Origin of the sequence: Sphaerisporangium sp. NPDC005289, from assembly GCF_040607455.1 — a bacterium.
In the GTDB taxonomy this organism is placed as follows: domain Bacteria; phylum Actinomycetota; class Actinomycetes; order Streptosporangiales; family Streptosporangiaceae; genus Sphaerisporangium; species Sphaerisporangium rhizosphaerae.
Map to the genome: position 1 here is coordinate 379,514 of NZ_JBEXGS010000002.1, position 24,850 is coordinate 404,363.

At 72.7% G+C, this 24,850-nt stretch carries 20 protein-coding genes; 6 read left to right on the forward strand and 14 right to left on the reverse strand.

What is annotated here, in order from left to right:
• Positions 1-29: 29 nt before the first annotated feature.
• Complete coding sequence (gene rpsD, locus ABZT47_RS04470) at positions 30-644, reverse strand: 30S ribosomal protein S4 (protein WP_354836089.1); 615 nt, start codon at positions 642-644, stop codon at positions 30-32.
• A 145-nt stretch (positions 645-789) separates the two neighbouring features.
• Here rpsD and ABZT47_RS04475 point away from each other — a divergent pair, with 145 nt between their 5' ends.
• Complete coding sequence (locus tag ABZT47_RS04475) at positions 790-1,512, forward strand: DUF2470 domain-containing protein (RefSeq protein WP_354836091.1); 723 nt, start codon at positions 790-792, stop codon at positions 1,510-1,512.
• On the opposite strand, the gene ABZT47_RS04480 is transcribed toward ABZT47_RS04475, so the two are convergent.
• Positions 1,430-2,686 (reverse strand): ROK family transcriptional regulator, encoded by a 1,257-nt coding sequence (locus ABZT47_RS04480; RefSeq protein ID WP_354836093.1) that lies wholly within the window; start codon positions 2,684-2,686, stop codon positions 1,430-1,432. The genes ABZT47_RS04475 and ABZT47_RS04480 overlap by 83 nt on opposite strands.
• Before the next feature lie 141 nt (positions 2,687-2,827).
• Between ABZT47_RS04480 and edd the strand changes: the two genes are divergently transcribed.
• From edd to eda, 3 genes are read left to right on the forward strand one after another with little or no spacing between them, the layout of a single operon-like run.
• Entirely contained in the window at positions 2,828-4,894 is a 2,067-nt protein-coding gene (gene edd / locus ABZT47_RS04485; RefSeq protein ID WP_354836095.1) for a phosphogluconate dehydratase, read from the forward strand.
• A complete protein-coding gene (locus tag ABZT47_RS04490) occupies positions 4,891-6,039 on the forward strand; it encodes a glucokinase (protein WP_354836097.1) in 1,149 nt (382 codons plus the stop codon). The genes edd and ABZT47_RS04490 overlap by 4 nt, the downstream gene beginning before the upstream one ends.
• Positions 6,036-6,650, forward strand: a complete 615-nt coding sequence (eda, locus tag ABZT47_RS04495) for a bifunctional 4-hydroxy-2-oxoglutarate aldolase/2-dehydro-3-deoxy-phosphogluconate aldolase (RefSeq protein ID WP_354836099.1) — start codon at positions 6,036-6,038, stop codon at positions 6,648-6,650. The genes ABZT47_RS04490 and eda overlap by 4 nt, the downstream gene beginning before the upstream one ends.
• Positions 6,651-7,327: 677 nt before the next feature.
• Here eda and ABZT47_RS04500 read toward each other — a convergent pair.
• From ABZT47_RS04500 to ABZT47_RS04520, 5 genes are all read right to left on the reverse strand, one after another.
• Positions 7,328-8,761 (reverse strand): MFS transporter, encoded by a 1,434-nt coding sequence (locus tag ABZT47_RS04500; RefSeq protein WP_354836101.1) that lies wholly within the window; start codon positions 8,759-8,761, stop codon positions 7,328-7,330.
• 41 nt (positions 8,762-8,802) lie between these two features.
• The gene (locus ABZT47_RS04505; RefSeq protein WP_354836103.1) at positions 8,803-9,573 is read right to left on the reverse strand and encodes a GNAT family N-acetyltransferase; all 771 of its coding nucleotides are present in this window, start codon (positions 9,571-9,573) and stop codon (positions 8,803-8,805) included.
• A gap of 101 nt (positions 9,574-9,674) precedes the next feature.
• A complete protein-coding gene (locus tag ABZT47_RS04510) occupies positions 9,675-11,138 on the reverse strand; it encodes an MFS transporter (protein ID WP_354836105.1) in 1,464 nt (487 codons plus the stop codon).
• Positions 11,139-11,310: 172 nt separating this feature from the next.
• A complete protein-coding gene (locus ABZT47_RS04515; protein WP_354836107.1) occupies positions 11,311-12,465 on the reverse strand; it encodes a PfkB family carbohydrate kinase in 1,155 nt (384 codons plus the stop codon).
• A 56-nt stretch (positions 12,466-12,521) separates the two neighbouring features.
• Positions 12,522-13,481, reverse strand: coding sequence for a TetR family transcriptional regulator (locus ABZT47_RS04520; RefSeq protein WP_354836109.1), 960 nt, complete (start codon positions 13,479-13,481; stop codon positions 12,522-12,524).
• A 185-nt stretch (positions 13,482-13,666) separates the two neighbouring features.
• Here ABZT47_RS04520 and ABZT47_RS04525 point away from each other — a divergent pair, with 185 nt between their 5' ends.
• Complete coding sequence (locus ABZT47_RS04525) at positions 13,667-14,839, forward strand: FAD-dependent monooxygenase (RefSeq protein ID WP_354836111.1); 1,173 nt, start codon at positions 13,667-13,669, stop codon at positions 14,837-14,839.
• A 64-nt stretch (positions 14,840-14,903) separates the two neighbouring features.
• On the opposite strand, the gene ABZT47_RS04530 is transcribed toward ABZT47_RS04525, so the two are convergent.
• Genes ABZT47_RS04530 through ABZT47_RS04550 form a run of 5 tightly spaced genes read right to left on the reverse strand, consistent with a single transcriptional unit; the run spans position 14,904 to position 20,771 of the window.
• Positions 14,904-15,929 (reverse strand): LacI family DNA-binding transcriptional regulator, encoded by a 1,026-nt coding sequence (locus tag ABZT47_RS04530; protein ID WP_354836113.1) that lies wholly within the window; start codon positions 15,927-15,929, stop codon positions 14,904-14,906.
• A 10-nt stretch (positions 15,930-15,939) separates the two neighbouring features.
• On the reverse strand, positions 15,940-17,556 hold the full coding sequence (locus tag ABZT47_RS04535) for a glycoside hydrolase family 13 protein (protein WP_354836115.1): 1,617 nt from the start codon (positions 17,554-17,556) through the stop codon (positions 15,940-15,942).
• Between the two features lie 48 nt (positions 17,557-17,604).
• Positions 17,605-18,477: a carbohydrate ABC transporter permease gene (locus ABZT47_RS04540; protein ID WP_354836117.1), complete on the reverse strand. Its 873-nt coding sequence runs from the start codon at positions 18,475-18,477 to the stop codon at positions 17,605-17,607.
• Complete coding sequence (locus ABZT47_RS04545) at positions 18,474-19,469, reverse strand: sugar ABC transporter permease (RefSeq protein WP_354836119.1); 996 nt, start codon at positions 19,467-19,469, stop codon at positions 18,474-18,476. Before ABZT47_RS04545 ends, ABZT47_RS04540 begins: the two co-directional genes overlap by 4 nt.
• A 3-nt stretch (positions 19,470-19,472) precedes the next feature.
• Positions 19,473-20,771: an extracellular solute-binding protein gene (locus tag ABZT47_RS04550; RefSeq protein WP_354836121.1), complete on the reverse strand. Its 1,299-nt coding sequence runs from the start codon at positions 20,769-20,771 to the stop codon at positions 19,473-19,475.
• Between the two features lie 415 nt (positions 20,772-21,186).
• Here ABZT47_RS04550 and ABZT47_RS04555 point away from each other — a divergent pair, with 415 nt between their 5' ends.
• Positions 21,187-22,494, forward strand: a complete 1,308-nt coding sequence (locus ABZT47_RS04555) for an ABC transporter ATP-binding protein (protein ID WP_354836123.1) — start codon at positions 21,187-21,189, stop codon at positions 22,492-22,494.
• 25 nt (positions 22,495-22,519) lie between these two features.
• On the opposite strand, the gene ABZT47_RS04560 is transcribed toward ABZT47_RS04555, so the two are convergent.
• Positions 22,520-23,131, reverse strand: coding sequence for an amino acid-binding protein (locus tag ABZT47_RS04560; protein ID WP_354836125.1), 612 nt, complete (start codon positions 23,129-23,131; stop codon positions 22,520-22,522).
• Positions 23,132-23,288: 157 nt separating this feature from the next.
• Positions 23,289-24,596 carry a right-handed parallel beta-helix repeat-containing protein gene (locus tag ABZT47_RS04565; protein ID WP_354836127.1) on the reverse strand — a complete coding sequence of 436 codons (1,308 nt, stop codon included), beginning with the start codon at positions 24,594-24,596 and terminating at the stop codon, positions 23,289-23,291.
• Positions 24,597-24,850 lie beyond the last annotated feature (254 nt).

The window sequence follows — 24,850 nt, forward strand, 5'->3', positions numbered from 1 at the left end:
GTGTGTCCGGCCGTGCCCTGCCGGGCGGCTCAGCGGGAGTAGTGCTCGACGACGAGTTGCTCGTCGACCGGGACGCGCACCTGCGCGCGTTCCGGCGTGGCGAGCAGCGTGAAGCGCAGTTGCCTCAGGTCGGTCTCCAGGTACGGCGCGGTGATCTCGTCGGCGTACACGCCCTCGGCGGCGGCCACGAACGGCTGCATGCCGCGCGACCTCTCGCGCACGGCGACGGTCTGGCCGGGCCGCACCAGATAGCTGGGAATGTCGACCTTGCGGCCGTCGACGGCGATGTGGCCGTGGGTGACGTACTGGCGGGCCGCGTAGATGGACGGGGCGAGGCCGGCCCGCAACACCAGGGAGGCCAGGCGGGACTCCAGCAGCGTCACCAACTCGGCGCCCGAACGCCCGGGCCGGCGCAGCGCGAGGGCCCAGTACCTGCGCATCTGCCGCTCGGACACGTCGTAGTACCAGCGGAGCTTCTGCTTCTCCATCTGACGCAGCCCGTAGTCGCCGGCGGTGCGGCGGCTGGTCTTGCGGCCGTGCTCGCCGGGCGGGTAGGGCCGCTGTTCGAAATGGCGCACCGCCTTGCGGGTCAGGGGGACGCCCGCGCGGCGGGACAGGCGGACCTTGGGTCCGGTGTAGCGCATGTCGACCTCGCTGTGGTTAGGTAAGCCTTAGTTAGGCAAGCCTAACCATAGCCGAAGGGGTGGCGCCACCGCCGCCTCCCGCCCCGGCGCGTGACGCACCGCCAAGCGTCGTGCGCCGCCCCTGCGAACCGAGGAGCCGACGCCCATGCATGTGAAGGTGCCCCCGATTCCCGAGCGCGTCCGCGGTCTCGCCGGCGCCGCCGCGCCCACCCATGTGTCGCTGGACGGCTCGGCCGGGCCCGCCCGGGGATGCGTCGACGGCACGGGCCGGCCGCTGCTGCTGGTCAAGCCCGGCGAGGCCCTGCACGGCCTGCGCGCCGGGGACGACGCCGTGGTGACCGTGGACCTGTCCGCGACCCGGACCCTGGCCGGGGTCGAGTATCCGCGCGGCCTGCTGAAGGTGCAGGGATGGGCGCAGGCGGTGCCGCCCGAGGGCCTGCGGGAGGCCGCCGTGAGGGTGTCCGCCCGATGCCCGGACGAGGCGCTGTTCGCCGCCGTGGAAGGCGATCCGGCCGGCCCGCGCCTGATCCGCGTCGACGTCGGCTACGTGATCTACCTGACCGGCCGGGAGTCGGGGATGCTGGACGCCGAGGAGTACCTGGCCGCCGGCCCCGGCCCGGTGCACGACGCGGCCGAGCGCATGCTCCGCCACGTGAACGAGGCGCACCGCGAGCAGCTCGCGCGGGCGGTCCGGACGCTGACGGGCGAGCCGGTGCGCGAGCCGTGGCTGTGGGAGCTCGACCGCTACGGCGCGACGGTGCGCTCGGACTCCGTGGACACGACGTTCATCCGGATCCCCTGGCCGGCGCCGGTCGAAGGGGCGCATGAGCTGGAGCGAGCACTGAGCCTGCTGCTGTGCCCGCGCTGACCCCCTCGATGGCGGCGTCCACCGCCTCGGGCGCCAGTATGTGGTCGATGACCATGAGGGCGCAGCCGGTGATGCCCGCGCTCTGGCCGAGGCGGCTGCGCTCGATGCGCAGGCTGCGGGTGGACAGCGCCGTCGAGCGCCGGTAGACGACCTCGCGCACCCCCGACACCAGCGGCTGGAAGCGCTCGGCGACGTCGCCGCCGAGCACCACCACGGCCGGGTTGAGCAGGTTGACCGCGCTCGCGATCACCTCGCCGAGCAGCCGTCCCGCCCTGCGCACCACGGTCATCGTCTCGGCGTCCCCCGCGCGCACCAGCGCGACGACGTCCGACAGCGAGTCGACGTCGCGCCCGCTCGCCCGCAGGTCGCGCAGAATGGCCGTGCCGCTCGCCACCGAGTCGACGCAGTCGACGTTGCCGCACCGGCACAGCACTCCCCCGCCGTCGCGGACGGGGATGTGGCCGATCTCCCCCGCCGCGCCGAGCGCGCCGCGCAGGATCTCGCCGCCGGCGACCACCCCCGCGCCGATGCGGGTGGACACCTTGACGAACAGCAGGTCGGAGACCTCCGGCGCGTACGCCTCGCGGTACTCGCCCATCGCGATGACGTTGACGTCGTTGTCCACGAAGACCGGCACGGGGTAGCGGGCGGAGATGACCGGCGGGATCACCACGCCGGTCCAGCTCGCCATGACGCGGGCGCTCTCGGTGCGGCCGGCCGCGAACTCGACGGTGGCCGGGACGCCGAGGCCGACGCCCTTGACCGACGACATCGGACGGCCTTCCAGCAGGTCGGCCCACACGTCCATCAGCAGGGGCAGCACCACGTCGGGGCCGCGCTCGACGTCGATCTCCAGATCGGTGCGGGCCAGCTCGCGGCCGGCCAGGTCGCACAGGGCGATCTGGGTGCGGCTGGCGCCGAGGGATGCGACCAGGACGACGCCCCCGGTGGCGTTGAAGGCGAGCCGGGCCGGCGGGCGGCCTCCGGTGGACGGCCCGTCGGTGTGCTCCACCACCAGGCCGTGGTCGAGCAGCCCCGCGACCCGCAGTGCCACGGCGGGACGGGAGAGCCCGGTGATCCGCCCGATGTCGGCCCGGGTCACGGCCTCGCCGCTGCGGATGAGGTGGAGCACCTCACCGCCGCTGGCGAGCGTGGAAGCTGATCGTCGACCCACCGGGCAAGTCAATCACACCTCTTTTGTAATCCAAAATTCCTAAGTTCCTCATCTCAAATTGCAGAACTGTGGTTGTGGGAGACCAAAGATCGGGCTAGTGTCCGTTCTGTCCCGCCTTGGTCGATCTATGGAGCCGCTCCCGTGTCTGCTGATCCAGCACCCACGTCACCTGCCGTGCACCGCACCGTCCAAGAGGTCACCGAGCGGCTCGTCGAGCGCAGCGCCCGTACCCGAGCGGCCTATCTGCGCCGCGTCGCGGCCGCGGCCGAGGAGGCCTACGAGCGAGGCCCCGCGCGCGCCGGGCTCGGCTGCGCCAATCTCGCCCACGGCTTCGCCGCCTGCTCCCCCGGCGACAAGCTGGTCCTGCGCGGCGCCGAACGCCCCGGCGTCGCGATCGTCACCTCCTACAACGACATGCTCTCGGCGCACCAGCCGTTCGAGACCTACCCGCCGGTCCTCAAGGACGCCGTGCGCGAGGCGGGCGGGGTCGCCCAGGTCGCCGGCGGAGTCCCCGCCATGTGCGACGGCGTCACCCAGGGCCGCGCCGGCATGGAGTTGTCGCTCTACAGCCGCGAGGTCATCGCCATGTCCACGGCGATCGCCCTGTCCCACGACATGTTCGACGCGTCGCTGCTGCTCGGCGTCTGCGACAAGATCGTCCCGGGCCTGCTGATCGGCGCCCTGCACTTCGGGCACCTGCCCGCCATCTTCGTCCCCGCCGGGCCCATGCCGTCCGGCCTGCCGAACAAGGTCAAGGCGCGCGCCCGGCAGTCGTTCGCCGAAGGCAAGATCGGGCGCGGCGAGATGCTCGACGCCGAGGCCAAGTCCTACCACTCCCCCGGCACCTGCACCTTCTACGGCACCGCCAACTCCAACCAGGTGCTCATGGAGGTCATGGGCCTGCACCTGCCCGGCGCGACCTTCGTCAACCCCGGCACCGAACTGCGCGACGGCCTCACCCGCGCCGCGGCCCGGCGCGCCGTCGAGATCACCGCGCACGGCGAGGAGTACACCCCGGTCGCGCACGTGGTCGACGAGAAGGCGCTGGTCAACGCCGCCGTCGCGCTGTTGGCCACCGGCGGCTCCACCAACCACACCATGCACCTGGTCGCCATCGCCGCCGCGGCCGGCGTCGAACTGCTGTGGGACGACCTCGCCGCCCTGTCCCGCGTGGTCCCCCTGCTGACCCGCATGTACCCCAACGGGCAGGCCGACGTGAACCACTTCCACGCGGCGGGCGGCATGCAGGCCCTCATCGGCGACCTGCTGGACAACGGGCTGCTCCACCAGGACGTGCTCACCGTCGCCGGCCGCGGCCTCGGCCTGTACCGCAGCGGCGCGGAGCTCAAGGAGGGCCAGGTCGTCTGGGAGGAGCGCCCGTCGGTCAGCGCCGACCTCGACGTGCTGCGCCCGGCGGCCGAGCCGTTCTCCGCCGACGGCGGCATCCACATGGTCAGCGGGAACCTCGGCCGCGCCGTCAGCAAGGTCTCGGCGGTCAAGCCCGAGCACCTGGTGATCGAGGCGCCGGCGAAGGTGTTCGACGACCAGGCCGAACTGATGGCCGCCTTCCAGGAGGGCGCGCTGGACGGGCAGGACTTCGTCGCCGTCATCCGCTACCAGGGGCCGAGCGCCAACGGGATGCCCGAGCTGCACAAACTGACGCCACCGCTCGCGGTCCTGCTGGACCGGGGACAACGCGTCGCGCTGGTCACCGATGGCCGGATGTCCGGAGCGTCGGGCAAGGTGCCGGCCGCCATCCACCTGTCGCCCGAGGCGGCCGACGGCGGCCCGATCGCCCTGGTCCGCGACGGCGACCTGGTCCGGCTCGACTCGGCCGCCGGGACGCTCGACGTGCTGGTCCCCGCCGAGGAGCTGGCCGCCCGCACGCCGCAGGGCCGGCCTCTGCGGGACGACGAGTGGGTGGGCACCGGGCGCGAGCTGTTCGCCGCGTTCCGCCGCGCCGCCGCCCCCGCGGACCGCGGCGCCGGCATCTTCGCCATCAGCGGCGCCGAAGGCGCCGGCACCCCGCTCCCGGCCGGCGGCGCTCTCCGGACGGGTGCAGGGCACCCGGCGGGCGACGTGCTCGCGGCCGGTGACGCGACCGCGACGGGCGACGTGCTCGTGGCCGGCGGCGCGCTTCCGGCGGCCGGGAACGCCGCGGCTTCGGGGGCCGGCGGCGTTCCCGGCGGCCGGGAGGCGCGGGCATGAGCGCCGCGCCCACCCCCGGGCACCCGTGGCTGGTCGCCGACATCGGCGGCACCAACGCCCGCTTCGGGCTCCTCACGCGGCCGGGCGGACGTCCCGGACGGATCGCGGTGCTCCCGGTGGCCGAGTTCGACGGCCTCGCGGCGGCGGTGGAGCACTACCTGACCCACCACGGCGGCGGCGTGCGGGCGGCCGCCGCGTCCCTCGCCATCGCCGGGCCGGTCCACGCCGACCGCTACCGGCTGACCAACGCCTCCTGGTCCGGCTCGGTCTCGGCCCTCGGCATCGCGCACGTGGAACTGCTCAACGACTTCGAGGCCCTCGCGCTGGCCCTGCCCCATCTGGGCGCCGGCGAGCTGGCCTCACTCGGCGGCCCCGAGCCCACCCCGTACATGGTCAAGGCGGTGCTCGGCCCCGGCACCGGGCTGGGCGTCGCCGGACTGGTGCCCGCGCGCAGCGGCTGGGTGCCGGTTCCGGGCGAGGGGGGGCACGTCTCGGCGCCGGTCGTCACCGGCCTGGAGTTCGAGATCGTCCGGGCGCTGCGCGCCGACGGCATGAGCTTCGTGGACGCCGAGCACCTGCTGTCCGGGCCCGGCCTCGTACGCCTCCACCACGGGCTCGCGCTCGTCGAGGGCACCCCCGTCGCCCCGCTTCCCGCCTCCGAGATCGTGGCCCGGCTGGACGACTCGCTGTGCGCGCGTACCGTTGAGGTGTTCTGCGGGCTCCTGGGAAGCTTCGCGGCCAACGTCGCCCTGACGCTGGGAGCGCACGGCGGGGTGTACCTCGGGGGTGGGATCGTGCCGCGGATGGTGAACCGCATCAACGGCAGCGACTTCCGCCGCAGGTTCGAGGCCAACCTCGTCCTGTCGGGCTATCTCACCGGCATCGCGACCACCGCGATCGTGGCGGAGCAACCCGCCCTGACCGGCGCCGCCGCCTGGCTCGCCCAGCGGATGTCCGGCCTCGACACCCCGGCCGCCCCCTCTTCTCCCCGGCCATCCCCGGCCGGCCCCGTGAACTCCCCCGCCCCGTCCCGGCCATCCGGCGCCGGCACCGCGGACGCCTCCGCACCGTCCCCGCCATCCTCGTCCGGCATCGCGGACGCCGCCTCGCAGGCGTCCCACGAAGCAAGGAGCACCGCCTCGTGAGCATCCTCGACCTCGCCCCCGTCGTCCCGGTCGTCGTGATCGACCGGGTGGAGACCGCGGTCCCTCTCGCGCGGGCGCTGGTGGCGGGCGGCCTCCCCGCCATCGAGGTCACTCTGCGCACCCCGTGCGCTCTGGAGGCGATCGCCCGGATCGCGGCGGAGGTCCCGGACGCCGTCATCGGCGCCGGCACCGTGCGGACGCCCGCCGACGTGACGGCGTCGGCCGAGGCGGGCGCGCGTTTCCTGGTGAGCCCCGGCGGCACGCCCGCCCTGCTGGAGGCGATGCTCGGCAGCGGCGTGCCGTTCCTGCCGGGCGCCTCCACCGCCTCGGAGGTCATGGCCCTGGCCGAGCGCGGCCTGACCGAGCTGAAGTTCTTCCCGGCGGTGCCCGCCGGCGGCATTCCCTACCTCAAGGCGCTCGCCGGGCCGCTCCCCGAGGTGCGCTTCTGCCCGACGGGCGGCATCCGGCCCGAGACCGCGGCCGAGTTCCTGGCGTTGCCGAACGTCGGCTGCGTCGGCGGCACCTGGCTGACCCCCGCCGACGCGCTGGCCACCGGCGACTACGCCCGCGTGGAGAAACTCGCCGCCGAGGCCGCCGCCCTCCGCCCCTGACCACGCGCGGCCGGCGTGTACCGGCGTCCCGCCGAGAGGCCGGTGCGGCAGGCGCCGCGACGCCCACCGGCGGCCTGCCGGCGGCCGCGGCGCGGGTCGCGTGTCGCGCCGCGGGGTGCGCCCGTCGGGGCGGGAGCGTGCGAAGCTGATGAACGTCTCGTCCGCGTCCAGCCTCCCTCGGGCGGCGGGCGAGCGCCATGGAGGTCGTCGCGACCCGATGCGACGTTCATGGGAACTCCGCTCGCGGGCGCCTCACCCGGCGCCCGCGAGCACGCTCGGGGTGGTGCGTGACAAGTGCGCGGTCACGATCGTACATTTACGGACGTTCCGCTCGCTCTAGGAGGAATCTCCGTGACCACCCCCCGACGCCGCACAGCCGTCGCCTGCCTGGCCCTGGCCTCCGCCACCGCGCTACTCGCCCCTGGAACCGCCCACGCCGCCGCCGGCCCCTCGGCCACCGTCTTCGCCCGAGGCGTGCGTGGCGGAAGGCCGACGCCACCCGCGCCGCGTTCGCCGGCCGCGGCCTGCTCTGACCGGCCCGGCCATCGGCCCTGTTCCTCGTCCCGCCCGCCGCTCCGGTACGCCCGGGGCCGGCGGCGGGGCTCGGACCCGCCTCGGCGGGAGGACGACGGCGAGGGCGGACCGGCTCCGGGAGGGACGGGCAGGAGCGGGCCGGGTCAGGTCGACGACAGGGGACGGGTGACCTCCTCCAGGGACCTGCGCTCGGCGTTCACCGCGAGGAACCAGGCCACCGCTCCGGCCGCCACCATCAGCGCCGCGGCGAAGGAGTAGCCGTAGAACAGCCGGGCCGGGTCGAGGTGGGCGCGATCGCCGATGAGGGCGCCGAACACGGTCGGGCCGAGGGCACCGAAGCCCTGGGCCACCGAGAAGAACAGCGCGATCGCCAGCGCCCTGATCTCCAGCGGGAACAGCTCGCTCACCGTCAGGTACCCCGAACTCGCCGCCGCCGACGCCACGAAGAAGATCACCGACCACAGGATCGTCTGCGTCGTCGCCGTCAGCGCCCCCTGCTTGAACAGCCACCCGGTGACCGCCAGCAGCAACCCCGAGAAGACGTAGGTGGAGGAGATCATCACCCGGCGGCCGAGGGTGTCGAAGAACCGTCCCAGCAGCAGCGGCCCCGCCAGGTTCCCCACCGCGAACGCGAACAGGTACTTGGAGGCGTCGTGCGGTGAGACGCCGTAGAAGGTGCTCAGCACCAGCACATAGGTGAAGAAGATGGCGTTGTAGAGGAACGACTGGCTGATCATCAGCGTCGCGCCGAGGATCGTCCGCCGGGGGTACTGCCGCAGCACGACCCGCAGGATCTCGCGGTAGGCCGGCGCGCCGTGCGGGCGGAAGTCCATCGCGCCGGCGGGGTCCACCGGGGGCACCGCGCCGCCGCTGCGACGCACGGCCTCCTCGATCTCCCCGGTCGCGCGCTCGGCCTCCTCCCCCCTGCCGTGCATGAGCAGCCACCGAGGGCTCTCGGGCAGGCGGCGGCGCAGCACCCAGATGGCGGCGCCGAGCGCCGGGCCGATGAGCAGCCCGATGCGCCAGCCGAGGTCGACGGGCAGCAGCGCGGGGTTCAGCAGCACGTACGTGCTCGCCGTTCCGAGCATCGCCCCGAGCCAGTACGTGCCGCTGACGGCCAGGTCGACCCGGCCCCGGTAGTAGGAGGGGATCAGTTCGTCGACGGCCGAGTGGATCGCCGAGTACTCCCCGCCGATGCCGGCGCCCGCCAGGAAGCGGAAGAACAGCAGGAACAGCAGGTTCGGCGAGAAGGCGGTGATGCCGTTCGCGACCAGGTACAGGCCCAGGGTCAAGATGAACAGCCTGCGCCTGCCGAAGCGGTCCGACAGCCGGCCGAACACCAGCGCGCCGATGACCTCGCCGATCAGGTAGACGGTGGCGGTGAAGCCGACCTGGACCGCCGACAGCCCGAGCGTGCGCCGGTCCTGCAGCACCGACCCGATCGCTCCCGCGATGGTGATCTCCATGCCGTCCAGGACCCAGGCGACGCCGAGGGCCGCGACCAGCCGCGTGTGGTACCCCGACCACGGCAGCCGGTCGAGCCGCGCCGGCACCAGACTGCGGACCACCCTCACCATGGTCACTCAGCGTAGCGACACCTCATCCATGGCGAGCCCTGTCAGGAGATGAACGTCGTCCAGTTCTCCGCGATGTGGAAGCCCATGCTCTCGTACAGCGGGACGCCCATCGTGCTGGAGTGCAGGAACGCGGTGCGCGCCCCGGTCGCGTACCCGTCGCGCAGCACCGCCGCGGTGGCGGCCCTGCCGTGGCCGCGCCGCCGGTGCGCCGGGAGGACGGCGATGTTGAACACCGCCACGTGGTCGCCGAGGAAGACGCCGAACGAGGTGGCCACCGGCTCGCCCGCCTCCTCGGCGACGTAGGCGCGCATGGCGGGGTGGTCCAGGACGGACGGCAGGCACATCGGGGTGAACAGGGACGGCGGCCCCTCGTACCCGGCGGCCAGCATCGCCTGGTATAGCGCGCTTTCGTCCCCGCCGACCGGGCGCACCTTGGACGCGCCGTCCTCGGCGTCCGCCGCGTCGGCCTGCGACAGCGACTTGAGCATGAACGGCAGTGCGGACCGCCGCGCCAGCCCGTGAGCGGCGGCCGTGTCGGCGATGCGCGGGTCGAACCGCTCGCCGCGCACCTGGACGCTCCACGGCATCGACCGCAGTTCCGGAGACCCGGCGAAGGCCGCGATCTCGGCGGCGTCGGGCTCCCGGGCGCTGCTGAACACCCCGTTCAGCAGCGGCATCGCGGCGCCCGAGATCACCTGCGAGGTGCCGTGCGCACCGTCGCGGGAGAAGCCGCTCGGCTGCGCCCGCGCGAACATCTTCATCGCGTCCATCCACACGGCGGCCGCGGTGTCCTCGTTCTGCCTTGTTTGCACGTGAGAACCCTACGATGCCCTCTCACCTGGACAGGAGCCGGGCTCGGCCCGCCGCCGCGGACGGCGGGCGGGCCGGCTCCGGCTCCAGAGGGGGCGGTGGGTCAGCCGGCCGCGGCCGCACTGGTTTTGGCGTCCCTCATCGACAGCGACGGGGCGAGGTCCTCCAGCGACCGGCGCTCGGCCTTGACCGCGAAGAACCACGCCACCAGCCCGGCGCCGATCATGAGGGCCGAGGCGAACAGGTAGCCGTAGAACAGGCGGGTCGGGTCGGGGTGGGCCTGGTCGCCGATGAGCGCGCCGAACACCGTGGGGCCGAGGGCGCCGAAGCTCTGGGCCACCGAGAAGAACAGCGCGATCGCCAGCGCCCTGATCTCCAGCGGGAACAGCTCGCTCACCGTCAGGTACCCCGAACTCGCCGCCGCCGACGCCACGAAGAAGATCACCGACCACAGGATCGTCTGCGTCGTCGCCGTCAGCGCCCCCTGCTTGAACAGCCACCCGGTGATCGCCAGCAGCACTCCCGAGACGATGTACGTACTGGAGATCATCGGCCGGCGCCCGACGGTGTCGAACAGCGGGCCGAGGATGAACGGCCCGGCCAGGTTGCCCACCGCGAAGACCAGCAGGTACTTCGAGGCGTCGTTCGGGGACACGCCGTAGAAGGTGTTCAGCACGAGCACGTAGGTGAAGAAGATGGCGTTGTAGAGGAAGGACTGGCTGACCATCATGGTCACGCCCAGGAAGGTGCGGCTCGGGTACTCCCGCAGGACGACGCGCATGATCTCCCGGTAGGACGGGGACCCGTGCGGGCGCAGTTCCAGCGCCTTGCTCTCGTCGACCGGCGGCAGACGGTGCCCGCCGGCGGCGACCGCCTTCTCGACCGACTCGGCGGCCTGCTCGGCCTCCTCGTGCCTGCCGTGCATGAGCAGCCACCGCGGGCTCTCGGGCAGGTGCCGCCGCAGCACCCAGATGGCCGCGCCGAGCACCGGGCCGATCAGCAGGCCGAGCCGCCAGCCGAGGTTGAGCGGGAGGAGGTCGGGGTTGAGCAGGATGTAGGTGCTGGCGGTGCCGATGATGGCTCCCAGCCAGTACGTGCCGCTCACCGCGAGGTCGACCCGGCCGCGGTAGCGAGAGGGGATCAACTCGTCGATGGCCGAGTGGATGGCCGCGTACTCGCCGCCGATGCCGGCGCCGGCGAAGAACCGGAAGACCAGCAGGAAGGCCAGGTTCGGCGAGAAGGCGGTGATGCCGTTCGCGGCGAGGTACAGCGCGAGCGTCAGGATGAACAGCTTGCGGCGTCCGAAGCGGTCCGACAGCCGGCCGAAGACCAGCGCGCCCGCCACCTGGCCGATGAGATAGACCGTGGCGGTGAACCCGACCTGGACCGCCGACAACCCGAGCGTGTGCTTGTCCTGCAGGACCGACCCGATCGCGCTGGCGATCGTGATCTCCATCCCGTCCAGCACCCACGCGACTCCGAGCGCGACGACCAGCCGCGTGTGGAACCGTGACCACGGCAACCGGTCCAGGCGCGCCGGGACCAGCGTTCGCACGACATCAGACATGTTGACCCGCCCTAGCGTCCGCACTGCCCGGACCGGCCGCCAACCTCGGCCGCCCCCGGCAGCGACTACGGCAACGGCCTCTGCCCAGGGAGAGCACGTCCTAACGGGCCCCGCCCCGGCCCGGTGAGCGCACGGTGAGCGCATGGGGAGCGCCCGGGGACGGCGCCGCCGGTCAGCCGCTGGTGAGCGGGCCCGGCCAGGCCGTCTCGGACGAACGCGCCAGGGTGCCCGCGTCGATGGGGTTCTCGTGGGTGCCCAAGCTGGTGCAGGCGTGGGCGCCGGCGACGGTGCCGAGGCGGACGCAGTCGGCGGCGGGCAGGCCGCGCAGCCGGCCGTAGAGGAAGCCGGACACGAAGGCGTCTCCGGCGCCGTTGGCGTCCACGACGGGCCCGGTCAGGGGCACGGCCGGGAAGTGCCGCACGTCGACGGAGGCGGCGCGCTCCCACTCCCCCGCGCCCTGCGGCCCCGCCGCCGCAGGTCCGTCAAGCTCGCCTGGGGGGACCTCCAGGAGGTAGGCGCCGGCGGCTCCGGCGGTGCAGACGACGGTGGTGGCCCGGCCGCGCTGGATGATGTCGCGCATGACGGCCGGCGGGTCGGTGAGCTTGGCGGCGGACAGGAAGACCAGGTCGGAGCCGTAGGCGAAGTCCCGGTGGTGGTCGTTCTCGCCGTCCCAGTCGTGCAGGTCGGTCGACACGGGCACGCCCAGTTCGCGCAGCTCGGGGTACAGGTGGCGGGAGAAGTCGGTGATCGACACGTGGACGTGCCGGGCACGGCGGATCGCGGGCCGGTACAGGCCGCCGGGCAGCCGCTGCCCGGCGGCCGCGCGGGCGTCGTACAGCGAGGTGCGCCGCCCGTCGGGGCCGACGAGGAGCACGCTGCGCCGGGTGCCCTCGGGGACGATCGCCCATGCGAAGCCGGCGCCGCGCGCGGCGAGGTGGTCGCGGATCAGCGCTCCCTGCGGGTCGTCGCCGATCAGGTCGATCAGCAGCGACCGCAGTCCGAGGGCGTGGCAGCCGAGCACGACGCCGCTGCCGGTGTTGCCGATGCGGTCGACCACGGGCGGCACGCCGTAGGTGTCGGCGTACGGCAGCGGCAGCTCGGGCACGTAGACGGTCGTGTCCACGCCCGCCCCGCCGATCACCACGACGTCCTCCCGCTCCACGCGCCCCCGCTCCACGCGCCCCTGCTCCACGCGCCCCTGCTCCACCTCGCCCTGCCCGGCCTCCGCCTGCCCCGTGGCCCGCCGCGCGGCCCCCTCCTGTCGCGCGCCGTCCTCCGGACGCTCACCTCGGTGCACGTACGCCCACCCCTTCCGATCCGGCTCCATGCCCTGATCCCCGTCCGGACCGGCACTGTCTCAAAATCGTCTCAATAACTGTCTCATTAATGTCCCGGTCCGGGGAGGTGCCGGTAGACGGTGGCGCGGGAGACGCCGAGCGCGGAGGCGATCTCGGCGGCGGTGCTCCCTGCGGCGTGCATGCGGCGGGCCGTCTCGGCCATGGCCGGGCTCATCACTCCCGGCCGTCCCCGCCGCACGCGGGCCGCCCCAGAGGTCGCGGCGGCTCCGGCGCCGTTCCCGGCCTGCCCCGCCGCGCTTTCCGCCGGTAGCGCGAGACCGTCGGACGCGCCGCCCGCCGGCGGGGCGGAGCCGCCGGACGCGCCGTGCCCCACCAGGGCGGGGCCGCCCGCCGCGCCGCCGTCCTCCGGCCGGCCGGGACCGTCCGGCAGGCGGACCTCCGCCGCCGCACGGGCGAGGCCGTCCGGCGCGGAGCCCTCCGTCCGCCCGGCGGACAGGTGCGGCGGGGCGTCCAGCAGCAGGCGCACCCCGCGCAGCACCGCGGCGCGCAGGGCCCCGGCCGGGGCGTCGGCGAACAAGACGATCGGGTCGGAGAGCATCGCGATCGCCTGCGCGGCGCGCACCTGCCGCTCGAAGTCCGGGTCGGGCCCCGCGACCAGGGCGTTCGCCCGCATCATGGCGTCGCGGAAGCGGTGGAAGATCGTGTTCTCGACGGCCAGCGCCAGGTCGTAGAGGTTCATGCGCAGCAGGTAGCGGTGGGCCAGCCACACCTCGACGAGCCCTTCGATGACGGCCCACTTCGCCGCGACCGGCTCAGCCGACCGCGCGGCGGCGGCCACGGCCGCGTCGAGATCCTCCAGCATCGGCGCGGCCAGTGCGCCGACGATCTCGGCCTTCCCCGGGAAGTGGTAGAGCACCGCCGTCTTGGTCACGCCCACGCGTTCGGCGATCTCGCGGATCGACGTGGCGTGGTAGCCGCGCGCGGCGAACTCCTCCAGCGCGGCCTTGAGGATGCGGGTGCGGGTGTCCGGCGGTGTCGCTGCCATGGGGATCAGCATAGCGGTTGACTGACCGCCGGACAGGAAGGTAGCGTCTCGTCCTGACCGATGGTCAGTGGATGGCCGCCGGGGCTTCGCGCGCCGCAGGGCGCCGAAGAGGAGGACCCGGGCCGTCACAGGGCGGATCGGCGGGGACCGGCCGTCGGATGGCGGCGCGGAGACGGGAGAGCATGATGGCGGGGCGCACAGTGCTGATCTCAGGGGCGGGCATCGCCGGGCCGACGCTGGCGTACTGGCTGGCGCGGCACGGCATGCGGCCCACGGTGGTCGAGCGCGCGACGACGGTCAGGTCCAGCGGGAGCCCGGTGGACGTGCGAGGCCCCGCGGTGGAGGTCGCCGAGCGGATGGGCATCATGCCCCGCCTGCGCGAGGCGGCCACGGACGTCAGGGGGTTGAGCTTCGTCGACGCCGCGGGCAGGCGCGTCGGGCGGGTGAACATGCGCGCCGTGCAACGCGCCGCCGGCAGCAGTGAGGTCGAGGTGCCGCGCGGCGACCTCGCCTCGATCCTGTCCGAGGCGAGCCGGGACCACGTCGAGCTGCTGTTCGGCGACTCCATCACCACCCTGAGCCAGGACCCGGGCGGAGTGGAGGTGACCTTCGAGCGCGCCGCACCCCGGCGCTTCGACCTGGTGATCGGGGCCGACGGCCTGCACTCGACCGTGCGACGGCTGGCGTTCGGGCCGGAGCCCGGCTACGTGCGCCACGCCGGGGTCTGGGTGGCGACGCTGCGCCTGGACCGCCCGGCCGAGGACCCTCACCACGTCGTCATGCACAACACCCCTGGCAGGGCGGTCGCCGTGCATCCCTCGATGGGCGGCCCGGCCCTGGCGGCGTTCATGTTCCGCGGGCCCATGGTGCCGGACTTCGACCACCGCGACGCCGGCCAGCACAAGCGGATGATCGCCGACGCCTACGCGGGCGGCTCGTGGCGGGTGCCCGAGCTGCTGGAGCAGGTCGCGGCCACCGACGACCTCTACTTCGACTCGGTCAGCGTGGTGGACCTCCCCCGCTGGTCACACGACCGGGTCGCGGTGCTCGGCGACGCGGCGTCGTGCGTGTCGCTGTTCGGGGACGGCTCCACCCTGGCCATCGCCGGGGCCCACACCCTGGCCGAGGAGCTCGCCGCCTCCCCCGCCGACCACGCGGCGGCCTTCGGCCGGTACGAGATGCGGCACCGGACGCTGGTAGAGCCCAAGCAGCGGAGCGTCGACCAGGCCGCCGCGATGATGATCCCGGCGACCTCGGCCGGCATCCTGACCCGCAATCTCGCCACCCGCCTGTGGCCGCTGGGAGCAGCCGCCGTCTGGACCAGACGCCGCCTCGCCGCACACCCTCAAGGCGCGTGACCGGCGGCCCGCGGAGCCCACGACCGGTGGCCGCCGTCTTGTCCAGGGCGGGCCGTCAGCGGTCTCAGCGGTTGACGAGGGGGCCCGAGCCGGTGGAGCCGCGGACCACCAGTTCGGGCTGGAAGACCAGTTCGATGTTCTTGGGCGGGGCGCCGCCGATCTCCTCCAGCAGGGTCTGGACGGCGGCCGAGGCCATCGGGCCGATCGGCTTGCGGACGGTGGTGAGCGGCGGGTCGGTGAAGGCGATGAGCGGCGAGTCGTCGAACCCGACGACCGAGACCTCGCCCGGCACCGACAGACCGCGCTCGCGGGCGGCGCGGATGGCGCCCAGGGCCATGAGGTCGCTCGCGCAGACGATGCCGGTGCAGCCGCGGCCGATGAGAGCCGACGCGGCGGCCTGACCGCCTTCGACCGAGAACAGCGAGTGCTGGATCAGGTCCTCGCAGTCGGACACGCCGAGCAGTTGCGACATGGCCTGCGCGAAGCCCTCGATCTTGCGGATGACCGGGACGAAGCGCCGCTGGCCGAGCGCCAGGCCGATGCGCTCGTGGCCGAGGTCGACCAGGTGCTGAACGGCCAGGCGGGCGGCCATGCGGTCGTCGGGCGAGATGAACGGCGCGGCGATGTGCTCGCTGTAGCCGTCGACCAGGACGATGGGCAGCCCGCGGTCGGTGAGCCGGGTGTAGCGGTCCATGCGCGAGGTGGTGTCGGCGTGCAGGCCCGAGACGAAGATGATGCCGCTGACGTCGCGTTCGAGCAGCAGCTCGGTGAACTCGTCCTCGGGGGCGCCGCCCGGGCTCTGGGTGCACAGCACGGGGGTGTACCCGTGCTGGGTGAGCGACTTCTCGATGGCCTGGGCGAACGCCGGGAAGATCGGGTTGTCGAGCTCGGGGGTGACCAGCCCGATGAGGCCGTTGCTGCGCTGGCGCAGCCGCTGCGGGCGTTCGTACCCCATGAGGTCCAGCGCCGTGAGCACGAGCTGGCGGGTGCTCGCCGACACCCCCGACTTGCCGTTGAGGACGCGGCTGACCGTGGCCTCGCTGACCCCCGCCTGGGCCGCGATGTCGGCGAGCCGCGCAGTGCCGTTCATGGACGTTACTTTACGCATCGCCGAGGGCCCACCACGCCGCGCAGTCCGGCGCCATCAGCGCGACGCCGCCCTCCACGGTCACCGGGCCGCTCGCCAGCAGCAGGGCGCCGGGCCTGGGCAGCTCCACGGGCTCGCCGGTGGCGTTGACCGTGCAGGCGAAGGCGCCGTCCCGGGTGAAGGTCAGCGTCCCCGCGGGTGACTCGTGCCAGGTGAGGCCGCCGTCGCCGAGCTCGGGGCGATCGCGCCGCAGCCGCAGCGCCTCCCGGTACAGCCGCAGCGTCGAGGCGGGGTCGCCGAGCTGGGCCTCCACGCTGAGCGGGCCCCAGGACGCCGGGACGGGCAGCCAGGTGTCCTGGATGCCGGGCGGGCTGAACCCGAACGGCGGCTCGGAGTGGGCCCAGGGAAGGGGGACGCGGCAGCCGTCGCGGCCGTCGTCGGGGTGGCGCAGCCGCTGCGGGTCCTGGCAGACCTCGTCCGGCAGGTCGAGCACCTCGGGCAGTCCGAGCTCCTCGCCCTGGTAGACATAGGCGGATCCGGGCAGGGCGAGCATCAGCAGGGCGGCCGCGCGGGCGCGGCGCAGGCCGGCCTCGCCGCCGCCGTACCGGGTGACGTGCCGCTTGACGTCGTGGTTGGACAGCACCCAGGTGGGCGGGGCCCCGACGGGGCCGACGGTGGCCAGCGACTCGTCGATGACCGCGCGCAGCCGGCCGGCGTCCCAGGGAGCCTTCAGGAAGTGGAAGTTGAACGCCTGATGCAGCTCGTCGGGACGCACGTAGCGGGCCAGGCGCTCCTGCGAGGGCGCCCACGCCTCGGCGACGCCGATGCGCTCGCCGTCGTAGGAGTCCAGCACCCGGCGCCAGGTGCGGTGGATCTCGTGGACGCCGTCCTGGTCGAAGTACGGCAGGACGGCGGTGCCGAGCAGCTCGATCTGCCCGGCCGACCCGATGTCGGGCAGCCCGGCGGCCTTGACCATGCCGTGGGCGACGTCGATGCGGAAGCCGTCGACGCCGAGGTCCAGCCAGAAGCGCAGGATGGCCTCGAACTCGGCGTGGACCTCCGGGGCGTCCCAGTTGAGGTCGGGCTGCTCGGGGGCGAACAGGTGCAGGTACCACTCGCCGTCGGGCAGCCGCGTCCACGCCGGGCCGCCGAACACCGACTCCCAGTCGTTGGGGGGCAGCTCGCCGGCCTCGCCCCTGCCGGGACGGAAGATGTAGCGGTCGCGGGCGGGGGCACCGGGGCCCGCCTGGACGGCCTCGAGGAACCAGGCGTGGCGGTCGGAGGTGTGGTTCGGCACCACGTCGATGATGACCCGCATCCCGTGCCGGTGGGCGTCCCGGATGAGGGCCTCGGCGTCGGCGAGCGTGCCGAAGATCGGGTCGACGTCGCGGTAGTCGGCGACGTCGTAGCCGAAGTCGGCCATGGGAGAGGTGTAGAAGGGGGTGAGCCACAGGGCGTCCACGCCGAGCTCGGCCAGGTAGTCCAGCCGGCTGCGCACGCCGAGCAGGTCGCCGACGCCGTCGCCGTTCCCGTCGGCGAAGCTGCGAACGTAGACCTGGTAGATCACCGCGTCCCGCCACCACCGGGTGGCCGCCTTGACGGGGCGGGCTTCACGGACGACGTCGGTCATTGGGATCCCCGATTCTCCGAAATTTCAGGACCGATACCACCATGAGGGTCAGGACTTCGTCGCCCCGGCGGTGAGGCCGGTGACCAGGTGGCGCTGGACGAGCAGGAAGACCACCGCGGCCGGCACGGCGATCAGCACCGAGGACGCGGTGAGCAGGCCCCACTCGGCCTTGTGCTGGCCGACGAACTGCCCGAGCCCGACCGCCAGCGTGTACTTGTCGTCGCCGGTCATGAACGCGGTCGCGTAGGCGACCTCCGCCCAGGCGGTGATGAAGGAGTAGAAGGCCGCGACGGCCAGGCCCGGCCTGGACAGCGGGAGGATCAGCCGCCAGAACGTGCCGAAGGGCGTCAGCCCGTCCACCCGTCCCGCCTCGTCGATCTCGGCCGGGACGGTGTCGAAGTAGCCCTTCATCATCCAGGCGCAGAACGGCACGGTCGAGGTCAGGTAGGCGATGACCAGGCCGGGGAACTGGTTGATCAGACCCAGGCCGGCGAGCAGGTTGTAGATGGGCACGATCAGGATCGCCACGGGGAACATCTGCGTGACCAGCAGCATCCACATGATCGACCGGTAGCCGGGAAAGCGGAAGCGGCTGACCGCGTAGCCGGTGGTGGCCGCGAGCACCACCCCGAGAACGGTGGTCATCGCCGCGACCAGCAGCGAGTTGAACAGCCAGCGCGGGAAGGCGGTCTGGCCGAGCACCTGGGCGTAGTTGGACAGGCTCGGGCTGTTGAACAGCTCCACCGTGGAGGACTGCCAGGCGTCCCTGGGCTTGATCGAGGTCAGCACCAGCCACAGGACCGGGAAGACCGCGATGACGCTCGCGGCGATCAGCGTGGCGTGCAGGGCCAGTGACCTGCCGGGGCCGCGGCTCTCGCGGCCGCGCGGGCGCGTGCCGCCCGCCGGGGTGAGCGCGCTCACCATGCCTCCCCCTGCCGGCGCAGCGCCCGGCGGTACACGACGGCCAGGACGATGAGCAGGACCAGGATGAGCACGCCCCACGCCGCCGAGCCCGAGTAGTTGCGGATGCCCTCGAACGCCTGCCGGTAGGCGTAGGTGACGAGGATCTCGCTGGACCCGCCGGGGCCGCCCCTGGTGACCAGGAAGATGACGGGGAACTGGTTGAAGGTCCAGATGGTGCCGAGCAGCACGACCGTGCTGGACACCGGCCGAAGGCCCGGCAGGGTGATGTGCCGGAAGCGCTGCCAGGGCGTCGCGCCGTCCACCTCGGCCGCCTCGTACAGCTCGCGAGGGATGGCCTGGAGCCCGCCGAGCAGGGCCAGCATCATGAACGGCACGCCGAGCCAGACGTTGACGGCGATGACCGAGGCCTTGGCCCACAGCGGGTCGTCCAGCCAGTCGACCCCGGCCAGGCCGGCCGCCCGGAGCATCGCGTTGACGACGCCGAACTCGCCGTTGAGCAGGTAGCGCCAGATGAAGGCCGACACGAACGCCGGCACGGCCCACGGCAGCACCAGCAGCATGCGGTAGAGCGAGCGCAGCCGCATCGGCCGGTTGAGCAGCAGGGCGAGGCCGAGGCCGATGCCGTAGTGCAGGGCGACGCAGACGACGGTCCAGGTGACCGTCCAGCCGAGCCGGGACAGGAACTCGCTGGAGGTGACGATGTCGGCGTAGTTGGACAGGCCGACGAACTCGTAGGTCGAGGGGATGACGTTCATGCCGATGGTGCGGCCCATGTTGGCCTCGGTCGCGTCGGTGAGCGACAGGTAGAGGCCGCGCACCAGCGGGTAGCCGATCAGCACGAGGGTGACGATGACCACCGGGGCGCACATCGCCCACGCATACCAGTGGCGCGCGAGGAACCGCCCCGCGCCGCCCTCGCGCCGGGGACGGCGGGCGCGGCCGCGGGACGGTGCGCCCGCGGCCGTGCCGTCAACGACCTGCGTCGTCATGGGTCACAGGCTCCAGCCCTTGAGGATGCCCTGGTAGGCCTTGGCGACGTCCTGCAGCGCCGCGTCGGTGCCCTTCTGGCCGGCGGCGATCTTCTGGTAGCCCTCCAGCAGCGGCTGGAACAGCTGGCCGCCCTCGGGGATCCAGGGACGCTCGACCGCGGAGGCCATGGGCTCCTTCCACTTGGCGATCATGTCGTTGGCCTGGGCGTCGGGCATGGCGTAGGCGGACTGGCGGGCGGGCAGCAGGCCGAGCTTGCCCGCGACCTTGGCCTGGCTCTCGGCGGAGTCCATGAACTGGACGAACAGGTAGGAGGCGTCCAGGTTCTTGGAGCCGGCGTACACCGCGTAGTCGTGGCCGCCGGTCGGGGAGCCGGCCTTGGCCGAGCCGGACGGCACCGGGGCGATGCCGAAGTTGTCGGGCTTGTCCTTGAAGACCTTGCCGCCGAGGTTGTCGGTGTTCGACCACGGCCCGTTGAAGATCATCGCGACCTTGCCTTCCTTGAAGGCGGTCTCGGCGTTGGTGTAGCTGTCCTGGATGGCCGGCTTGGCCGCGGCGCCGGACGTGATCAGGTCTTCGACGATCTTCACGCCCGCGGTGGACTGCGGCGAGGCGACGGTGATCTTCTTGCTCACGACGTCGAGCAGGTCGCCGCCCTCGCCGTAGATGAACGGCAGCAGGAAGTAGGCGTCCACGTTGAGGGCCAGGCCGTCGGCGCCGGCCTTGGACTTGACGTCCAGCGCGACCTGCTTGAGCTCCTGGAAGGTCTTCGGCGGCGCGTCGTGGCCGGCCTTCTTCAGCAGCTCCTTGTTGTAGAGCAGGCCGAGGGTGTCGGTGACCTGCGGCACGGCGTAGGTCTTGCCGTTGTACTTGCCGCTGCTCGCGGGGCTGGCGAGGAAGTCCTCCGGCTTGTCGAGGGCGGGGGTGCCCTCCAGCGGGGCCAGGTAGCCCAGGGAGGCGAACTCGGCGACCCAGCCGACCTCGGCGCGCAGCACGTCGGGCGCGCCCGAGCCGCTCTGCGCCGCGGTCTTGAACTTGTTCTGCGCGTCGGCGAACGGCACGTTGACGTAGTTGGCCTTGATCTTGGGGTACTTGGCCTGGAAGTCCTTGATCAGGTCCTGGAAGACGGGCCCCTCGTTGGTGGCGTCAGAGGTGTCCCACCACGTCACCTCTCCGGAGACGGCCGAGGCGTCGGCGCTCTTGGCCGGGGCGGCCGACGGGGTGGGGGAGTCCTGGCCGCCGCAGGCGGAAACCGCCAGCGCGAGCGCCGCGGCTGCCGCCGCTGCCGAGATGCCTCGCCGCATTGTGTGCACTCCTTGCTCAGCTCCATTGCCATGAGACCGGGACGCCCGCCACTCCCCGAGCGGTGGCGGCGTCCACCGGGTACGCGGAACGTAACAGGCGTGTGAACTGACATGAAAGACCTTTCGGAAAGTTGCTGCAAATTGTGACACGTCCGTCATTGCATCGGCATTACCGGAGAACGCGCGGACGAGTGACGCGCGTCGCCAGCGGCCGAAGGACGCCTCGCGGACGCCTTTCCCAGCGGGTGTTTGCACACGTCCTGACGTCGGCCGCGAGGCAACGGTCAAGTAACCAGCGCATGAGCGATTTATTACGACACGTATGGACACGGCGGCCCGGGACGCGATGTACTACCTCATCAATCACAATGACGGCTGGGATCCGGGTTCTGATGCCCGGGAGGAACGAGTGACGATGAGTACCGTCGTTCTCGACAGCGTGACGAAGGTGTACCCGGGGGGGCATCTCGCGGTCGATCGCATGAGCCTGCGCGCGGAAGAGGGCGAGTTGCTCGTCCTGCTCGGGCCGTCCGGATGCGGGAAGTCCACGCTGTTGCGCATGATCGCCGGGCTGGAGGAGATCACCGCCGGCGATCTCTATCTCGACGGGAAGCACGCCAACGACCTCGCCCCGCGCGACCGCGATGTGGCGATGGTCTTCCAGAACGGCGCTCTGTACCCTCACCGCACCGTCCGGGGCAACATCTCCTTCCCCCTGGAGATCGCCAAGGCCGATCCGAACATGGTCAGGGAGCGGGTGGTCGAGCTCTCCCGCGCCCTGCACATCGACGAGACGCTGGACCGCCGGCCTGGAACGCTCTCCGGCGGGCAGCGCCAGCGGGTGGCGATGGGCAGGGCCATCGTCCGGCAGCCCTCGCTGTTCCTGATGGACGAGCCGCTGTCCAACCTCGACGCCGGGATGCGCACCGAACTGCGCATGGAGATCTCCTCGCTGGTGCGGGCGCTCGGCGTCACGACGATCTACGTCACGCACGACCAGGTCGAGGCGCTCACGCTGGCCGACCGCATCGCCATCATGAACCGCGGCGTCCTGCAGGACGTGGGGACCCCCGGGCAGATCTACAACGACCCCGCCACCGCCTTCGTGGCGGCCTTCCTCAGCTCACAGCAGCTGAACCTGCTGTCGGCGACGGTGCGGACCCCGCAGAACCAGTACATCTCGCTCGACTTCGGCCTGCACAACATCACGATGCCGTGGACCGACCCCCGCGCGTACGCCGTCTCCCAGCACACCGGCAGCCAGATCATCGTGGGCATCCGGCCGGACGGGCTCACGCCGATCCCCGAGGGCGCCGACGGGCCGCACTTCACCGGCAGGGTGCGGGCGCTGGAATACCACGGCCACGAGTGGCTGGCCTACCTGGAGGTGGGCATCCCGGCCGTGGTCGCGCCCGAGCCCGGCCCCGCGAGGGTCAACGGCCACACCAACGGCAACGGCAACGGCAACGGGCACGCGGCGCACGGCCCGGGCCGGGTGCGCACGATGATGCGGCGCTTCATCTCGGGCGGCGAGGGACCCCCGCACGCCGAGGAGAACACGCCCACGCCGGGCAGCGGCCACCACCGCCGCGCCGACATCATCGTCCGGCTCGGCTCCCGCCCGGTGTGGCGCGCCGGGGAGATCGGCCGCGTCGCGGTCGACCTCAGCAGGCTGATGCTCTTCACGGTGCAGGGCAACCGCATCGACCCGCCCCGCCGGTAGGAGCCCCCGCCCCGCGCCGCGCGCCTCAGGCGAGCGTGCGGGGCTCCGCCGCGCCGGCGAGCAGGGCGATGATCTCGACCACTCTGACCACCTTGTCCAGCTCGACCTGGTGGAAGGCCGGCCCTTCGGAACGTGCCACGACCAGGTGCAGGCCCGCCGCCTTGACCGGGAGGCTGAGCAGGTGCAGCGGCCCCTCGCTGAACGCCGAGGGCCGCAGCGGCGTCAGGTCGGGCATCTCCTCCACGCCCGGAGCCTGCCAGCTGCCGTGCACGACGGCGCCGGTGTCGGAGTCGACCGCGACGGCCCACTCGGCGCTGACCAGGTCGGGCACCGCGTCGACGAGCGTGACGAAGGCCCGCTCGGCGTCGGTGACGACGTGTCCGAGCAGGTCGTAGTCGGGGCTCGCGCCGGGCACCTCCCTGGTCGGCCACACGCCCTCGATGCGCACCCCCGGCACGACGGACAGGCGGTCGCGCAGCTCGTCGGCGGCGAAGCCGCCCGGCCAGGACACGGTGAAGTCGTCGACCGCACGCCCCGCCTCGCGCTCCAGGACCGTGACCTGCAGGATGTCCGCGCCGAGCACTCCGAACGCCCGGGCGACCTGTCCGAGGACCCCCGGGCGGTCAGGGAGCGACACCCGAACTCTCAGCACCTTCACCACCACCTCTCATGTCCAGCCGGGCCACGCACGCGTGCCGACCTCCTGTTTTGTTTCATCCGCGGCCCCTCGCCACACAGGGTGTCGGATGTAGGTTTCACCGATGTTCCGGAGATATGTAGGAAATAAATCCAATTCAGTATTGATAGGCGCCCGCGTCCGGGTTCTTCGATCGCCGGATCGTCCGTCCCGCCGCGTCGTGGGCCATGGAGGCCCCGCCGTACCAGGATGCCCCGAGTGGCACACCCTGCCCGATGGCGGGTGACCCTGGACGAAGCCGCAGGTCACGACGGCCGGCGAAGCGCGGGTCCGCGTGGATGGAGCGGTGGCCGGGCTTGAAGTGCTTGATCCTGCCGTCGTAGACCCCGCCCGCGTCGTCGATCCCCGAGGCGTCCTCGAACCCGACGACGCCGCCCACCTTGATCGCGTTGTTGCGCAACCTGAGGATCTTCTTGCCGCAGCCGTCGGCACAGGAGAAGCCGATGGTCCGGCGCGCCGGAAGGTACACCGAGTTGTTGACCGCGACCGTGCCCCTGACCGGGCCGACGATGTGCCCGGGCCCCCGGGTGATCAGGAACGACCCCCGGGGACGCGAGGAGGTCACCACGTTGTTGGCGAACAGGTTCCCGTCGGCGGTCGCGCCGGGCCGGTGGCCGAGCTCGGTGAAGGTCTCGTTGTCCCTGGCGACGTTGTGCGCCACCAGGTTGCGGTCGCCGTCGTACACCTCCACCGCCGCGCCGTCGGTCACGTAGTCCTGGCTCCTGGCGTAGCTGCCGGAGATCAGGTTGCCGATCACGCGGTTGTCGTCGCCGTTGAGCAGCACGCCGAACGCGCCCGAGTCGTTGTCGGGCTCGGCGTCGTCGACGCTCATCCGGTCGTTGCCCACCATCTGGCTGTTGCGCAGGACGTTGCGCCCGCCGCGCGCGGTCATCCACACCCCGGCGACGTTGCGGTCGGCGTACACGTCCCACAGGTCGTTGTGGCGGCCGTCCACGCGGAAGCCCGCCCATCCGCAGTCGCTCGCCCGCACCTCCGACACCCGCAGATAGGACCCGGCGACCACCACGCAGTCGTCGTCACGCCCGCTGATCTTCGGCCGCCCGCCCTTGCCGTAGGCCCCGACGGTGATGGGACGCCGGGCGGTGCCGTCCGCCTCCAGCCTCAGCGTGCCCTTCCACCGGCCGCCCCGCCTCAGCAGCAGCGTGTCCCCCGGGCGCAGCCGGGCCTCCCCCGCCCGCTCCAGCGACCGCCAGGCCTTGCCCGGCGAGGTGCCCGGCGCGTCGTCGTCCCCCTCGCGGGAGTCGACGTAGAAGGCCCGGCCGGCGGCGGAGCGTTCCAGAGCCGCGCCGGCGCCGCCGGTCCCGGACGCCGCCCGCGGCGCGGCGGCGGCGTTCGAGCGCTCCACGGGAAGCGAGGCGGCCGACGCCGGGGTGGCGAGCAGCACGGAGGTCAACGGTAAGGACAGACAGGCCCGCCAGGCTTTCGGCGCCATAACCCCACACTCGGTATTAAAAGGTTGCTGCCGCACACCGTAGCGGTCGGTGATCCCCAGGGGGAGACCCCAACCCTCCGGCGGCCGGATCGGTGATCCGGCACGCCGGACGCTAGGGTCCGGCGGCGTGGCGCCCCGGCCCGCGCCGGGGGAGTTTGCCATCCCTTGGCCACCTCTTTCCCGGCACGCGGATCTTGACGGAGATC

Excerpts from the sequence above, each read along its gene's own strand:
- ABZT47_RS04500 (WP_354836101.1), bottom strand. The coding sequence starts at position 8,761 with ATGGTGAGGGTGGTCCGCAGTCTGGTGCCGGCGCGGCTCGACCGGCTG.
- ABZT47_RS04490 (WP_354836097.1), top strand. The coding sequence starts at position 4,891 with ATGAGCGCCGCGCCCACCCCCGGGCACCCGTGGCTGGTCGCCGACATC.
- ABZT47_RS04545 (WP_354836119.1), bottom strand. The coding sequence starts at position 19,469 with ATGACGACGCAGGTCGTTGACGGCACGGCCGCGGGCGCACCGTCCCGC.
- ABZT47_RS04525 (WP_354836111.1), top strand. The coding sequence starts at position 13,667 with ATGGCGGGGCGCACAGTGCTGATCTCAGGGGCGGGCATCGCCGGGCCG.
- ABZT47_RS04510 (WP_354836105.1), bottom strand. The coding sequence starts at position 11,138 with ATGTCTGATGTCGTGCGAACGCTGGTCCCGGCGCGCCTGGACCGGTTG.
- ABZT47_RS04530 (WP_354836113.1), bottom strand. The coding sequence starts at position 15,929 with ATGAACGGCACTGCGCGGCTCGCCGACATCGCGGCCCAGGCGGGGGTC.
- ABZT47_RS04520 (WP_354836109.1), bottom strand. The coding sequence starts at position 13,481 with ATGGCAGCGACACCGCCGGACACCCGCACCCGCATCCTCAAGGCCGCG.
- ABZT47_RS04515 (WP_354836107.1), bottom strand. The coding sequence starts at position 12,465 with ATGGAGCCGGATCGGAAGGGGTGGGCGTACGTGCACCGAGGTGAGCGT.
- ABZT47_RS04550 (WP_354836121.1), bottom strand. The coding sequence starts at position 20,771 with ATGCGGCGAGGCATCTCGGCAGCGGCGGCAGCCGCGGCGCTCGCGCTG.
- rpsD (WP_354836089.1), bottom strand. The coding sequence starts at position 644 with ATGCGCTACACCGGACCCAAGGTCCGCCTGTCCCGCCGCGCGGGCGTC.
- ABZT47_RS04535 (WP_354836115.1), bottom strand. The coding sequence starts at position 17,556 with ATGACCGACGTCGTCCGTGAAGCCCGCCCCGTCAAGGCGGCCACCCGG.
- ABZT47_RS04555 (WP_354836123.1), top strand. The coding sequence starts at position 21,187 with ATGAGTACCGTCGTTCTCGACAGCGTGACGAAGGTGTACCCGGGGGGG.
- ABZT47_RS04475 (WP_354836091.1), top strand. The coding sequence starts at position 790 with ATGCATGTGAAGGTGCCCCCGATTCCCGAGCGCGTCCGCGGTCTCGCC.